This is a genomic window from Sphingomonas sp. JUb134 (assembly GCF_004341505.2).
Classification (GTDB): domain Bacteria; phylum Pseudomonadota; class Alphaproteobacteria; order Sphingomonadales; family Sphingomonadaceae; genus Sphingomonas.
Window position 1 is genome coordinate 533,043 of sequence record NZ_SLYP02000001.1, and the last position, 12,910, is coordinate 545,952.

General features: G+C 68.7%; 13 protein-coding genes and 1 tRNA gene. 10 read left to right on the forward strand and 4 right to left on the reverse strand.

All coding sequences use genetic code 11. The features are described from left to right. The first annotated feature begins 12 nt into the window (after positions 1–12). Complete coding sequence (locus EDF69_RS02340) at positions 13–972, forward strand: hypothetical protein (RefSeq protein WP_132882948.1); 960 nt, start codon at positions 13–15, stop codon at positions 970–972. A gap of 14 nt (positions 973–986) precedes the next feature. Further along, positions 987–2,171 carry an acyl-CoA dehydrogenase gene (locus EDF69_RS02345; protein ID WP_132882949.1) on the forward strand — a complete coding sequence of 395 codons (1,185 nt, stop codon included), beginning with the start codon at positions 987–989 and terminating at the stop codon, positions 2,169–2,171. Positions 2,172–2,494: 323 nt separating this feature from the next. On the opposite strand, the gene EDF69_RS02350 is transcribed toward EDF69_RS02345, so the two are convergent. From EDF69_RS02350 to EDF69_RS02360, 3 genes are all read right to left on the reverse strand, one after another. Next, positions 2,495–3,025, reverse strand: a complete 531-nt coding sequence (locus tag EDF69_RS02350; protein ID WP_132882950.1) for a gamma carbonic anhydrase family protein — start codon at positions 3,023–3,025, stop codon at positions 2,495–2,497. 9 nt (positions 3,026–3,034) lie between these two features. After that, positions 3,035–3,838, reverse strand: a complete 804-nt coding sequence (locus tag EDF69_RS02355; protein WP_132882951.1) for a DUF72 domain-containing protein — start codon at positions 3,836–3,838, stop codon at positions 3,035–3,037. A 122-nt stretch (positions 3,839–3,960) separates the two neighbouring features. After that, positions 3,961–4,035: transfer RNA gene (locus tag EDF69_RS02360), tRNA-Gly, on the reverse strand. A gap of 178 nt (positions 4,036–4,213) precedes the next feature. Here EDF69_RS02360 and EDF69_RS02365 point away from each other — a divergent pair. The 4 genes from EDF69_RS02365 to EDF69_RS02380 are packed head-to-tail and all read left to right on the forward strand — an operon-like array spanning position 4,214 to position 6,285. After that, a complete protein-coding gene (locus tag EDF69_RS02365) occupies positions 4,214–5,110 on the forward strand; it encodes a tetratricopeptide repeat protein (protein ID WP_132883006.1) in 897 nt (298 codons plus the stop codon). A gap of 4 nt (positions 5,111–5,114) precedes the next feature. Next, positions 5,115–5,723, forward strand: coding sequence for an LON peptidase substrate-binding domain-containing protein (locus EDF69_RS02370; protein WP_132882952.1), 609 nt, complete (start codon positions 5,115–5,117; stop codon positions 5,721–5,723). Continuing rightward, a complete protein-coding gene (locus tag EDF69_RS02375) occupies positions 5,720–5,899 on the forward strand; it encodes a Trm112 family protein (RefSeq protein ID WP_125960210.1) in 180 nt (59 codons plus the stop codon). The genes EDF69_RS02370 and EDF69_RS02375 overlap by 4 nt, the downstream gene beginning before the upstream one ends. Further along, the gene (locus EDF69_RS02380) at positions 5,896–6,285 is read left to right on the forward strand and encodes a hypothetical protein (RefSeq protein WP_132882953.1); all 390 of its coding nucleotides are present in this window, start codon (positions 5,896–5,898) and stop codon (positions 6,283–6,285) included. Before EDF69_RS02375 ends, EDF69_RS02380 begins: the two co-directional genes overlap by 4 nt. Positions 6,286–6,391: 106 nt before the next feature. Here EDF69_RS02380 and EDF69_RS02385 read toward each other — a convergent pair whose 3' ends face one another. After that, complete coding sequence (locus EDF69_RS02385) at positions 6,392–7,609, reverse strand: UbiH/UbiF/VisC/COQ6 family ubiquinone biosynthesis hydroxylase (protein WP_132882954.1); 1,218 nt, start codon at positions 7,607–7,609, stop codon at positions 6,392–6,394. Positions 7,610–7,738: 129 nt separating this feature from the next. On the opposite strand from EDF69_RS02385, the gene EDF69_RS02390 reads away from it, so the two are divergent. The 4 genes from EDF69_RS02390 (at position 7,739) to ribA (ending at position 12,891) form a co-directional block, all read left to right on the forward strand. Continuing rightward, positions 7,739–10,087, forward strand: coding sequence for an FtsK/SpoIIIE family DNA translocase (locus tag EDF69_RS02390; RefSeq protein ID WP_132882955.1), 2,349 nt, complete (start codon positions 7,739–7,741; stop codon positions 10,085–10,087). A 79-nt stretch (positions 10,088–10,166) separates the two neighbouring features. Beyond that, complete coding sequence (locus tag EDF69_RS02395) at positions 10,167–10,796, forward strand: LolA family protein (RefSeq protein ID WP_132882956.1); 630 nt, start codon at positions 10,167–10,169, stop codon at positions 10,794–10,796. A gap of 236 nt (positions 10,797–11,032) precedes the next feature. Beyond that, positions 11,033–11,830 carry an exodeoxyribonuclease III gene (locus EDF69_RS02400; RefSeq protein ID WP_132882957.1) on the forward strand — a complete coding sequence of 266 codons (798 nt, stop codon included), beginning with the start codon at positions 11,033–11,035 and terminating at the stop codon, positions 11,828–11,830. After that, positions 11,827–12,891 carry a GTP cyclohydrolase II gene (ribA, locus tag EDF69_RS02405; protein ID WP_132882958.1) on the forward strand — a complete coding sequence of 355 codons (1,065 nt, stop codon included), beginning with the start codon at positions 11,827–11,829 and terminating at the stop codon, positions 12,889–12,891. The genes EDF69_RS02400 and ribA overlap by 4 nt, the downstream gene beginning before the upstream one ends. The last annotated feature ends 19 nt before the right edge of the window (positions 12,892–12,910 follow it).

Below are 12,910 nucleotides of genomic sequence, written 5' to 3' on the forward strand. Positions count from 1 at the left end.
GATAAGGACGGCATGACGATGGAAACGGCGTCCTCCGCCACGGGGGCTCCCCGCAAGCCGCGCGGGAACACCATGCTGTGGATCGCGCTCCTCGCCTTTGTGCTCGGACTGGCGGCCATGGCCGGGCTGGTCCACCGCTTCGGCGCCTGGATCGGCCTCGGCCCTGCAGCCACGCCAGCCGTGGTCCAGAGCGCACCGCTGCCTGCCACCCCGCAGAACGCCGCCCCGCCGGCGCAGCGCCCGGCCGACATCGCCACGTTGTCGCAGCGTGAGCAGGTGCTCGCCGCGCATATCGCCGAGCTCGAGGCGCGGCTCGCCAATGTCGACACCAGCTCGCGGGTCGCTTCCGGCTTCGCAACCCGCGCCGAAGGGCTGCTGGTCGCCTTTGCCGCCCGCCGCGCACTCGATCGCGGCCTGGCGCTCGGCTATATCGAGGACCAGCTGCGCCAGCGTTTCGCCGCGGCCGAGCCGCAAGCGGTGGCAACCGTCATCGCCGCCGCGCGCCAGCCGGTGACGCTGGAGGACCTCCGCCTCGCGCTCGACACGATCGCGCCCAAGCTTTCGGGCGGCGGTCCGGACGAAAGCTGGTGGCAGGGCATCCGCCGCGAATTGTCGCAGCTCATCATCATCCGCCAGGATGCCAGCCCCAGCATGCTGCCGGCAGACAGGCTCGCCCGTGCGCGCCGGCGACTGGACGCCGCCCAGGTCGAAGGTGCGCTGGCCGAAATCGCGCGCATGCCCGGTGCCGCCAATGCGCAGAGCTGGATGGACGCGGCCCGCCGCTACATCGCCGCGCGCCAGGCGCTGAATGCGATCGAGACGGTGGCGATTCAGGGCGGGGGTACCCTGTCCGTGCCGTCGGCGCCGCTTCCGGTGCCGCCCGCCACCCAGCCAGCAGCGGACGAAGCGGCGCCGGCCGCTTCCGAACCCGTCCAGGACGACGAAGCCGGCTTGAACCAGACCGGCGCCTGAAGAAGGAAGCGGCAATGGCCGACATGGGCCGGTTCGACTGGGCAGACCCGTTCGGGCTCGACGCGCAGCTGACCGACGAGGAACGCCTCGTCCGCGACACCGCCCAAGCCTATGCCCAGGAAAAGCTGCTGCCGCGGGTCACCCAGGCCTATCTGAACGAAGACTTCGACCGCGACATCCTGCACGAGATGGGGGCTCTCGGTCTGCTCGGCGCGACCATTTCGCCCGAATATGGCGGCGCCGGCCTCGGCTATGTCTCCTATGGCCTGATCGCACGCGCGGTGGAGGCGGTGGATTCCGGCTATCGCTCTGCGATGAGCGTGCAGTCCAGCCTCGTGATGCACCCGATCCACGCCTATGGCTCGGAAGCGCAGCGGCGCAAGTACCTGCCGAAGCTCGCCAGCGGCGACTGGGTCGGCTGCTTCGGCCTGACCGAGCCCGATGCCGGCTCAGACCCCGGTGGCATGCGCACCCGCGCAGAGGCGATCGACGGCGGCTATCGCCTGTCGGGCACCAAGACCTGGATCACCAACGCGCCGATCGCGGACGTGTTCGTGATCTGGGCGAAGTCCGACGCGCACGGCGGCAAGATCCGCGGCTTCCTGCTCGACAAGGGGCTTGAGGGCCTGTCCGCGCCCAGGATCGAGGGCAAGCTGTCGCTGCGCGCCTCCGTCACCGGTGAGGTCGTCATGGACGGTGTCGAAGTCGGCGGGGACGCGCTGCTCCCCGGCGTCGAGGGGCTGAAAGGGCCCTTCGGCTGCCTCAACCGCGCCCGCTACGGCATCGGCTGGGGCGCGATGGGCGCGGCCGAGGCATGTTTCCACGCCGCGCGCCGCTACACCCTCGACCGGCACCAGTTCGGCGTCCCCCTCGCCTCCAAGCAGCTGGTGCAGATCAAGCTCGCCGACATGGAGACGGAGATCGCGCTCGGCCTGCAGGCGGCGCTGCGCTGCGGCCGCATGTTCGACGACGGCACCCTCGCGCCCGAGGCGATCTCGCTGCTCAAGCGCAACAACTGCGGCAAGGCGCTGGCCATCGCCCGGGTCGCCCGCGACATGCACGGCGGCAACGGCATCTCCGCCGGATTTCACGTGCTGCGCCACGCGATCAACCTGGAGACCGTGAACACCTATGAAGGGACGCACGACGTCCACGGGCTGATCCTGGGCCGCGCGATCACGGGGATCGCGGCGTTCTAGGCCGTCCGGCAATCACCACGGCCGCCCATTCCGTTCCCCAATCCCGTTCATCTCGAGTAGGGATCGAGCTTGTCGAGAGCCCGTATCGAGAGAGCCGCGAGCGCTGACCTCTCGATACGCCATCTCGACAAGCTCGATGGCTACTCGAGGCGAACGGTAAGAGGGGAAGATCGAGAGGCCCACCCCGACGGTTGATCCGTCACCACGTTCTACCCTGTCCTACTCGGCTCCGCGCTGGCACACCGAGTCGCGTGGTCAGGAAAGGGCAGGTCAAAGATGCGTTCGAGCCTCAACTTCCTCAACTTCGTGCCAGAACGGGACGCTCAGTCGATTCGCGTCAGCCCCTGCGCGTATCGCCGCTGGCGCTCCGCATAGCCGTCGGCGGAGCGGCGCAGGCCGGCGATCGCCACTTCGTCCAGGCTCCGTATCGCCCGCGCGGGGCTGCCCATGATCAGGCTGCCCGGCGGGAAGACCTTGTCTTCGGTCACCAGCGCCCCCGCCCCCACGAGCGATCCGGTGCCGATCACCGCGCGATTGAGCACGATCGCCCCCATGCCGATCAGCACATCGTCCTCGATCGTACAGCCGTGAAGGGTCGCATGATGGCCGACGGTCACCCCCGCCCCTACCGTCAGTGGGCTGCCCGGATCGGAATGGAGCATCGCCCCTTCCTGGATGTTGGTGCGGTCGCCGATCAGGATCGGCGTGTTGTCGGCACGGATGACGGCGCCGAACCACACGCCCACCTCGCGCCCCAGTCGGGCGTCGCCGATCACATCGGCCGAGGGCGCGACCCAGCTCGATCCGTCCTCGGGCAGCTGCGGCGCCAGCCCGTCGATTGCGTAGAGCGGCATGCGTCCCCCTCAGCCCAGCCGCGCGATCAGCGCCTGCGCCGCCGCAGGCGCACGCACCTTGGCGCCATTGATGCAGAAGACGAACGTCTCGCGCGGCCCCACCGGCGGCGGCGCGGCGCCGACATAAGGCAGCCCCTCCGGCACCCCACCCGCCGCCCAGGTCCGGGCGGCCTTGGCCCAGCGGTCGAGTTCGGCGGGTGCATAGCCCTCCGGCTCCGCTTCTTCGGCGGCTTCCAGCCGCGCATAGACGAAGTCTGCCGTGACGTCGGCGATCGCGGGATAGCTCGCCGAATCAGCGAAGACGATCGCCACCCCCGCCTTGCGCGCCATTGCCACGAAATCCGGTGCCGCGAAGCTTGCATGACGGACCTGCACCGCATGCCGCAGCGGCACGCCCTCGTGCTTCTCGGGCAGCAGCCGCAGGAACGCAGTGAAATCTTCTGCATCGAACTGCTTGGTGGCCATGAACTTCCACAGGATCGGCCCGAGCTTGTCCCCGAGTTCGAGAATCCCCTGGTTCAGGAACCGCTGGATCGATTCGCCCGCTTCCGCGAGCACCTTGCGATTCGTGACATAGCGCGATCCCTTGACCGCGAAGACGAAGCCGTCGGGTGCCGTGTTCGCCCAGTTGGCGAAGCTCGCCGGCTTCTGGCTGCCATGATAGGTCGCGTTGATCTCGATCGCGGTCAGCGCGCGCGACGCGAACTCCAGCTCGCGCTTCTGCGCCAGCCCCTCCGGATAGAAGGTGCCGCGCCAGGGCGGAAAGCTCCATCCGCCGATCCCGACCCGCACCGGGGCGCTGCTGTTCGTCATGCCGCTCTCCTGCACCGCTGGAATGCGGAGCTAGGACGCGGCAAGAGGACGGCGCAAGCCGTTCCGGCTAATGCCGGTATCGCATCGATGCTGGTGAATGGGTCCACCTCTTGGTGGACGACTGGAGCGGGCGAAGGGATTCGAACCCTCGACCCCAACCTTGGCAAGGTTGTGCTCTACCCCTGAGCTACGCCCGCTCTCTGGCGTTTCGCCGGTGTGCCCCGGCGAGGTGGGGCAACTAGCAGCGACTTTTAGACCCGACAACCCCCTTCTTGCACTTTTTCGAAAAGACTTGGCCTGCCGCATCCCAGCGCCCACATAGGCGACCGAAACTGACCGCAATCGCAACAGGAGCACGCCTTGGCCACGCTTGGACTGTCCGCCGCCGAGAAGGAGGCCGTGGAAGCCTTCCGCCGCGACGTCGTCGAACCGTCGATGACCAAGCTGGTGATCATCGATTTCTGGGCGGAATGGTGCGGGCCGTGCAAGGCGCTCGGCCCCGTGCTCGAAAAGGTCGCCGCCGCCTATGCCGACAAGGGCGTGGTGCTGGCCAAGATCGACACCGACAAGAACCAGTTCATTGCCTCGCAATTCCAGGTGCGGTCGATCCCCACCGTCTATGCGATGTTCCAAGGCCAGCTGGTCGCCGACCTGACCCAGGCCCGCACCGAGAGCCAGCTCAAGGGCATGCTCGACCAAATCCTGCGCCAGCTGCCGGTGGAACCCGGCGCCGCGGGCGAAGATGCCGATATCGAGCCCCTCGTCCAGATGGGCGAGGAGGTGCTTGCCGGCGGCGATGCCGAGCGCGCGCTGTCGATCTTCGACCAGGTTGCCGAGATCGCGCCCGAGCATGCCGGCGTCGCCATCGGTCGCGTCCGTGCGCTGATGGTGCTCGGCCGCAACGAGGAGGCAGAGGCCGCGATCGCCGCCCTCCCCGCCGAGGCCGCGAAGAACCCGGAGGTCGAGCGCGCCCGTGCCGCCCTTGCGCTGGCGCGGGAAGCGCAGCCGGTGGACGATCTCGCCGGCCTCGCCGCCGAGGTGGCCGCCAATCCGGAGGACCTGGACGCGCGCTTCCGGCTCGCCGGCGGGCAGATGGCGGCAGGCGACCGCGATTCGGCCGCAGCCACGCTGCTGTCGATCATCGCTGCCGACCGCGAATGGAACGAGGGCGCTGCCCGCCAGCAGCTGCTCAAGCTCTTCGAAGCCGTCGGCCTGGAAGACCCGTGGGTATCGGCACAGCGCCGCAAGCTCTCCGCCGTCCTGTTCGGCTGAGCGAATGGCGACCCGCGTCTCGATCTTCCCGCTTTCGGGCGCGCTGCTGTTTCCAGGCATGCACCTGCCGCTGCACATCTTTGAGCCGCGCTACCGGGCGATGGTGTCCGACGCCCTCGCCCGCGATCGGCGGATCGGCATGATCCAGCCGCGCGGCGACGGCGAGCGCCCGGCGTTGTTCGGCATGGGCTGCGTCGGCCAGATCATCGACGTGGAGGCGCTGCCCGACGGCCGCTTCGACATCGTCCTGGAAGGCCTCGCGCGCTTCCGCGTGCTTCAGGAGCTCGATGTGGCGACCCCGTTCCGGCAGGTCGAGGCGGAACTGCTCCCGAACCAGCCCAGCGGCACGCTCGCGATTGCAGAGCGCGCCTCGCTGGAGATGGAGTCCCGCCGCTTCGCCGAGGTGCAGGGCTATGCGGTCGACTGGGAATCGGTGTCGCGCCTCGACGACGAGACGCTGGTGAACGGCATCGCCCAAATTGCGCCGTTCGATCCCGCGTCCAAGCAGGCGCTGCTGGAGGCGGACACGCTGTCGGGCCGCGCAGAACTGATCGTGCAGCTGATGCAGTTCTTCGGCCGGCACGGCGACGAAGAAGGCAGGACCCTGCAATGACGAAGACGCTCGACCCCTGGCTGCTCTCGATCCTGGTGTGCCCGGTGACGCGCACGCCGCTGCGCTGGGACGAGGATGCGCAGGAACTCATCTCGGAGGCGGCAGGGCTCGCCTATCCCGTCCGTGACGGCGTGCCCGTCATGCTGGTCGAGGAAGCCCGCCCGCTCGACGCATGAGCGACGCGGACCTGAGCGGCGTCTGGCTGGGCATCTTCAACTATCCCGAGGATCTGCCAGCCACCAGCTTCCGCGCGACTCTCACGGACACGGGCGGGCGGCTCGGCGGCGCCATCGAGGAGATCGACGCGGTGATCCTGGTCGGGCGCCACCTCACCTCCGCAGTCGACGGCACCCGCGATGGCCGGGCGGTGCGCTTCACCAAATTCTACGCGCCCGTGAGCGAGGACTATGACGTCGTTGAATATCGCGGAACGGTGAACGCGGACGGCGACGAGATCACCGGCCATTGGCAGGTGCACGGCGCCTGGGGCGGAAGCTTCATCATGACGCGGCCGCAAGCGGCACCGGCACAGGCCGAGCAGAGCGACGCGGCGGAACGGTAGCCGCTCCTTTGAACCAACCGTGCTCCTGCGCAGGCAGGAGCCCAGGGTTACTGATCGCTGCGTTCGTGGCTTTGGGCTCCTGCCTGCGCAGGAGCACGAAGTGCGCTCAGGCCAGCTCGCCCTGCAACAGCTTCGGCAGCTGCCCCGTCTCGCCGCGCGCCTCGGCCATGAAGCGCGCCTTGAGCGGCGGGATGCGATCGACCGCGGAGAGCCCGAACCGGCGCACCGCGCTCGCGGTCTTGCCGGGAATACCGAACAGCCGCGTGAGCCCATCCGTCGCCGTCGCCACCGCCAGCGTGTCGAGCCCGCGCCAATGGCCATAGCGCTTGAGCAGGTGCGGGTCGCCCAGGTCCATGCCCAGCCGCTTGCCCTCGACCAGCACCTCCACCAGCGCGGCTACGTCGCGCAGCCCCAGGTTGAGCCCCTGCCCCGCGATCGGGTGGATGCCGTGGGCAGCGTCCCCCACCAGCGCCAGCCGGTCGGCGGTGATCGTCGCGGCATGGTGGAAACCGAGCGGGTAGCTCGATCGCGGCGACAGCGGCCCCAGATGCCCCAGGAACCCGCCCATCCGCTTGGATGCCTCGGCCAGCCAGCCGCGGTCCGACAGCTTGAGCAGCCCCGGCGCGTCCTTGGCCTCGACCGTCCAGACGATCGCGGAGCGATGGCCGTTGGCGTCGTCGTTCATCGGCAAGATCGCGAACGGGCCCGCGGGATAGAAGATCTCGTAGGCGACGTTCTCGTGGCTGTGCTCGTGGTTGAGCGTCGCGATCATCGCGACATGGTCATAGCTCCAGCGCGCCGTCCGGATCCGCGCCGCCTCGCGCGTCGGGGAATTGCGCCCCTCGGCCGCAATCAGCAGGGGGGCGGTTAGGGTATCGCCCTTGTCGGTCACCACCGTCACCCCGTTGGGGCCGCGATCGACCGACACCGCACGCGTGCGCATCCGGAGGTCCACGCCCGGTGCGGCCTCGGCAGCTTCGAGCAGCGCGCGGCGGATCGCCTTGTTCTCGTACATGACGCCGAGCGGCGGCGCATCGGAATCGGGGACGAAGTCGAGCGCGCCGGGTGCCAGGCCGTCGGTTGCGCGGATCGCCCGGATCGGGCAGCCCTTGCCCTCCAGCTGTTGCGCGATGCCCAGCGCCTCGAACATGCGATGGCTGGCGCTTGCGATCGCCGAGGCGCGGCCGTCGAAGCCGGGCGCCAGGATCACCGCCGGGTCGGCGGGATCGATCACGATCGCGGTGAGGCCATGGGCGGCGAGTGCGACGGCGAGCGTGCTGCCCACCAGTCCGCCGCCGAGGATAAGGACGTCCGCTTGCTGCATGGCCGCCGGTGTAGTGCGGAAACCCGCCCGCGCAAAGGGCCGGGCCGATTGCCGCCGCCTTGACGGCGGAGTCGGCGCGCGCGATGCATCTTGCCGGTTTTTCTAAGATATTCGAGCGGGAAGAAGGTCATGGCCAGCCAGGCGCAACCGATGGTGTGGCGCGACGCGATGCGCGCGGGGGCCGTTCGCAGCGGTGCGATGATCGGCGCAGCGGCGCTGTTCGTGCTGATGCTGCTCGTCGCGGTGGCGCTGGTCACCTATCACCCGAGCGACCCGTCGCTGAACACCGCCGCCGGTGCCATCATCGGCAATCGCGTGGGCGCGCCCGGTGCCTATGTCGCGGACCTGCTGCTGACGGTGTTCGGCGTGGCCGTCGGGCTGCTGATTCCGCTCGGCATCATCATCGCGATCCGGCTGTGGCGCGACGTGCCCGTCGGCCGCTGGGGCGCGATGCTGCGCGATTGCGTGCTGGGCATCGCGCTGATGGGCACCGCCCTCTCCTTCGTCTCGCACGAGGCGGTGACGGCGCTCCCGGGCGGCTGGGGCGGCGTGGTCGGCTGGTCGCTCGCCTCGCTCCTCCAGGGGCTGATCCGCCTCATTCCCGATGCCACGGCAGTGTTGTGGACCCAGCGGGTCGTAGGCCTTCTGGTCGGCATCGCAGGGGTGGTGCTGTGGGGCCGCGGCATGACGATCGAGCTGCCCGCCGGCGCGCTCCGCCTGCCCCGCCGCAGCGCCGCCGCCGACCTGGTCGACGGCGAGGACGACGACGAGGCGATGCCGCTCGCCAGCAGCCGCCGCATCGCGCTCGATCCCGAAGACGAGGATCTTCCGTTCGAACCCAAGCCGCGCAAGCTCGCGGAGCCTGAGCGCCGCCCGCCGCCGACGATCGAGGACCGCGTCGCCGCGCCCTCGCCGGCCGCACAGCCCAAGTCCACGCAGCAGTCGCTCGACCTGCGCGACAATTTCGAGCTGCCCTCGATCGAGCTGCTCGCCCCACCCCCGCCCAACAGCGGCCCCTCGGTGGACAAGGCGGCACTGGAGCGCAACGCACGCCTGCTCGAGAGCGTGCTCGACGACTTCAACGTCAAGGGCTCGATCGTGAAGGTCTCGCCCGGCCCCGTCGTCACCATGTACGAGCTGGAACCGGCGCCGGGCATCAAGGCGAGCCGCGTGATCCAGCTCGCTGACGACATCGCCCGCAACATGTCGGCGATCTCGGCACGCGTCGCCACCATCCCCGGCCGCACCGTGATCGGCATCGAGCTGCCGAACGCGCGCCGCGAGACGGTGAACCTGCACGAGCTGATGGCGAGCCAGAGCTTCGCCGACCAGAATGCGCAGCTGCCGATCGTGCTGGGCAAGAACATCGCCGGCGACCCCGTCGTCGCCGATCTCGCGCCGATGCCGCACCTGCTGGTCGCCGGCACCACCGGCTCGGGCAAGTCCGTCGGCCTGAACTGCATGATCCTGTCGCTGCTCTACCGGCTGACGCCCAATCAGTGCCGCATGATCATGATCGACCCGAAGATGCTGGAACTCAGCATGTACAAGGGCATCCCCCACCTGCTCGCCGACGTGGTGACCGATCCGCCCAAGGCGGTGCGCGCGCTCAAATGGGCGGTCGAGACGATGGAGGACCGCTATCGCATGATGGCGTCGGTCAACGTCCGTTCGCTGGGCAGCTTCAACGAAAAGGTCCGCGCCGCCAAGGCCAAGGGGCAGAAGCTCGGCCGCAAGGTGCAGACCGGCTATCACCCCGAAACCGGTCAGCCGATGTACGAGGAAGAGACGCTCGACCTGCAGCCGCTGCCGCAGATCGTCGTGATCGTCGACGAGCTCGCCGACCTGATGATGACGGCCGGCAAGGAGGTCGAGTTCCTCATCCAGCGGCTCGCGCAAAAGGCCCGCGCGGCCGGCATCCACCTGATCATGGCGACGCAGCGCCCCTCGGTCGACGTCATCACCGGCGTCATCAAGGCGAACCTGCCGACCCGAATCTCCTTCCACGTCACCTCGAAGATCGACTCGCGTACCATCCTGGGCGAACAGGGCGCCGAGCAGCTGCTGGGCCGCGGCGACATGCTCTACATGCCGGGCGGCAAGCAGCTGGCGCGCGTCCACGGCCCGTTCGTGTCGGACGACGAGGTGCAGGCCGTGGCCGACTTCTGGCGCTCGCAGGGCGAGCCCGATTACATTGACGCAGTCACCAACGATCCCGGCGAGGACGGCGGCTTCAGCCTCGATGGTGCCCCCACCGGCGACGACAGCCCCGAGGATCAGCTCTATCGCAAAGCCTGCCAGCTCGTAGCCGAGAGCCAGAAGGCCTCGACCTCCTGGCTGCAGCGCCAGTTGCGCGTCGGCTACAACTCGGCCGCCCGCCTCATCGAGCGGATGGAGAAGGAAGGGCTCGTCTCGCGTCCGGACCATGTCGGCCGGCGCGAGGTGCTGATGGATCCGGACGGCAGGCCGCTGGCCTGAGGTGGCGGTTGTCCGGCTGAACGCCAGGAAACCGACGAGTTCACGACGCGTTCAATCCCCCACGCCTAATCCTGGCCCCATGATCTGGAGACGACCCATTCGCTTTCTCGCCCCCGCCGCCGCGATCGCGCTTGCCGCGCCCGTCGCCGTGCACGCGCAGGCCCCTGTCACGCTCGCGACCGTGCAGCAGCATCTGGCGCAGACCAACTCGATGACGGCCGCGTTCACCCAGACCGACCGCGCGGGCAAGGTGCTGACCGGAACGCTGACGCTCAAGAAGCCCGGCAAGATCCGCTTCCAATATGAAAAGGGCGTGCCGATCCTGGTGGTTTCGGATGGCAAGTCCCTCTATTTCCTGGATTATCAGGTCGGACAGAAGCAGCGTTGGCCGATCGGGAACTCGCCGCTCGGCATCCTGCTCGATCCGTCCCGTGATGCGTCGCGCTATGCCCGCGTGCTTCCGGAGAGCGACTCGCGGGTCGTGAGCGTCGAGGCCTATGATCCCAAGCATCCGGAATATGGTCGAATTACCCTGATCTTCGCGCGCAACGCCTCGGCACCCGCCGGGCTGATGCTCCAGGGCTGGGTGACGCTCGACGCGCAGAACAACCGCACGACGATCCGCCTTTCCGACCAGCGGTTCAACGTGCCGGTCGCGGACAGCGCCTTCCGCTTCAACGAACCGCGCCGCGGCACCAACCGCCGCTGAACGGATTCTTTCGATCCATTCATTCTGGCGACAGCTTTCACCCTTTAGAGGGTGTCTTGCGGAGTTGAGGCGCGTCCGGGATTTTCCCCCCTGTTGCCCGGGTTCTCAATTCCTGCCTGCGTGACGAACGCTAGGTCGGCCCTCGTTCCATGCCCCCGGAACGAGGGCCTTTCCATTTCCACGACAAACGCGCCGCGCTCTGGCGCCTTCCGGTCCCCATCGCTACATCGCGGGCGATGACTGCGCCTCTTTCGATCGCCTCCTGGAACATCAACTCGGTTCGTTTCCGGATGGAGATCGTCGAGCGGTTCCTGCGGGAAATCTCGCCCGACATCCTGTGCCTTCAGGAAACCAAGGTGGTGAACGAGGACTTCCCGCACGCGCCGTTCCGGGCGCTCGGCTACACCCATATCGCGATCAACGGCCAGCGGATGCACCATGGCGTCGCGATCCTCAGCCGCGTGCCGCTGGTGGAGGACGACCGGCTCGACTGGCAGGCCAATGGTGAGGCGCGGCACATCGGCGTGCGCCTGGAAAACGGTCTCCGGCTCGAGAACGTCTACATCCCCGCCGGCGGTGACGTGCCGGACCGCGCGGTGAACCCCAAGTTCGGCCAGAAGCTCGACTTCCTGGAGCGGATGACGCGCTGGTCGGAAGGCCTGTCGGGCATTCCCACGCTGCTGGTCGGCGACTTCAACGTCGCCCCGCTCGAAAGCGACGTCTGGAGCCACAAGGCGCTCCTCGACGTGGTGAGCCATACGCCGATCGAGATCGAGGCGCTGGCCCGCTTACAGGCGGCAAACGACTGGGTGGATCTCGGTCGCCACTTCGCACCGGCCCCTGAGCGGCTGTTCACCTGGTGGAGCTATCGCGCAAAGGATTGGGCAGCTTCCGATCGCGGCCGCCGGCTCGATCACATGTGGGCGAGCCGCGACGTCGCCGCCAAGGCAACCGGCCACAAGGTCTTCGAGCATTGCCGCAGCTGGCTGAAGCCCAGCGACCATATCCCGATCCTCACCGAGTTCGCGCTTTGACCGACCCCCGCGCCGTTGCCCGCGCGATCGATGCCCTGCGTCGGGGCTGGCCCGTGGCGGTCCTCGGCGCGGATGCTGCCGTCACCGTGCTCGCGATCGAGACCGCCGACCCGTTGCGGCTCGCCGCCTTCGATCCGGACGAAACGGCGTCGGTGCTGCTTTCCGCCGGTCGTGCCGCCACGCTGAAGCTCGCCAACCAGCGCGACGCCGCCGTTCCGGATGCGCCGGTGCTGGTCGAGCGCGCACCGTGGCTCGACTTCGCGGCCGCGACCGCGCTTGCCGATCCGCAGCTCGACCTTGCAACACCCCTCAAGGGGCCTTTTCGCGCGATCCCGCTCCCTTCACCTGATGCGGCGCAGACCGCGTTGCAGCTCGCGCGGCTGGCGGGGGTGCTGCCCGCCTTCTTCCTTCGTTTAGGCCAGGAGACCGGCGCGGAAGCCGTGACGCCCGCGGACGTCGCGGCGCATGAGGACCCCGCCCGGCTCGCCATCGCGACCCGCGCGCGCCTGCCGGTCGCCGGTGCGGAGATGGCCGAGATCGTCGCCTTCCGGACGCCGGAATCCCCCGGCGAGCATATCGCGCTGCTGATCGGCACGCCCAATGGTCAGCCGCCGCTGGTGCGGCTGCACAGCGAATGCCTGACCGGGGATGCGCTCGGCAGCCTCAAGTGCGACTGCGGCCCCCAGCTGGACGCGGCGATCGCCGCCATTGCGGAGAGTGGCTGGGGAATCCTGCTGTATCTGCGCCAGGAAGGACGCGGCATCGGCCTGGTCAACAAGCTGCGTGCCTATGCACTTCAGGACCAGGGGTTCGACACGGTGGACGCCAACACGCGGCTTGGCTTTGCCATCGACGCCCGGGATTTCCGCACCGCCGGACGCATGCTCCAGTTGCTCGGCCAGCGGCAGATCCGCCTGCTGACCAACAATCCGGCCAAGGTTGCCGCGCTCGAGGCCGCCGGCGTCACGGTCACCGAGCGCGTACGCCATGCGCTCCCGCCCAATCCCCACAACGAACGCTATCTCGCCACCAAACGCGACCGCACCGGTCACCAGCTCTAGGCTCGGCCGAGGCGAACCG

Bases quoted from the DNA above. Each gene is read 5' to 3' on its own strand.
- EDF69_RS02340 (WP_132882948.1), top strand. From the start codon at position 13: ATGACGATGGAAACGGCGTCCTCCGCCACGGGGGCTCCCCGCAAGCCG.
- EDF69_RS02345 (WP_132882949.1), top strand. From the start codon at position 987: ATGGCCGACATGGGCCGGTTCGACTGGGCAGACCCGTTCGGGCTCGAC.
- EDF69_RS02350 (WP_132882950.1), bottom strand. From the start codon at position 3,025: ATGCCGCTCTACGCAATCGACGGGCTGGCGCCGCAGCTGCCCGAGGAC.
- EDF69_RS02355 (WP_132882951.1), bottom strand. From the start codon at position 3,838: ATGACGAACAGCAGCGCCCCGGTGCGGGTCGGGATCGGCGGATGGAGC.
- EDF69_RS02370 (WP_132882952.1), top strand. From the start codon at position 5,115: ATGGCGACCCGCGTCTCGATCTTCCCGCTTTCGGGCGCGCTGCTGTTT.
- EDF69_RS02375 (WP_125960210.1), top strand. From the start codon at position 5,720: ATGACGAAGACGCTCGACCCCTGGCTGCTCTCGATCCTGGTGTGCCCG.
- EDF69_RS02380 (WP_132882953.1), top strand. From the start codon at position 5,896: ATGAGCGACGCGGACCTGAGCGGCGTCTGGCTGGGCATCTTCAACTAT.
- EDF69_RS02385 (WP_132882954.1), bottom strand. From the start codon at position 7,609: ATGCAGCAAGCGGACGTCCTTATCCTCGGCGGCGGACTGGTGGGCAGC.
- EDF69_RS02390 (WP_132882955.1), top strand. From the start codon at position 7,739: ATGGCCAGCCAGGCGCAACCGATGGTGTGGCGCGACGCGATGCGCGCG.
- EDF69_RS02395 (WP_132882956.1), top strand. From the start codon at position 10,167: ATGATCTGGAGACGACCCATTCGCTTTCTCGCCCCCGCCGCCGCGATC.
- EDF69_RS02400 (WP_132882957.1), top strand. From the start codon at position 11,033: ATGACTGCGCCTCTTTCGATCGCCTCCTGGAACATCAACTCGGTTCGT.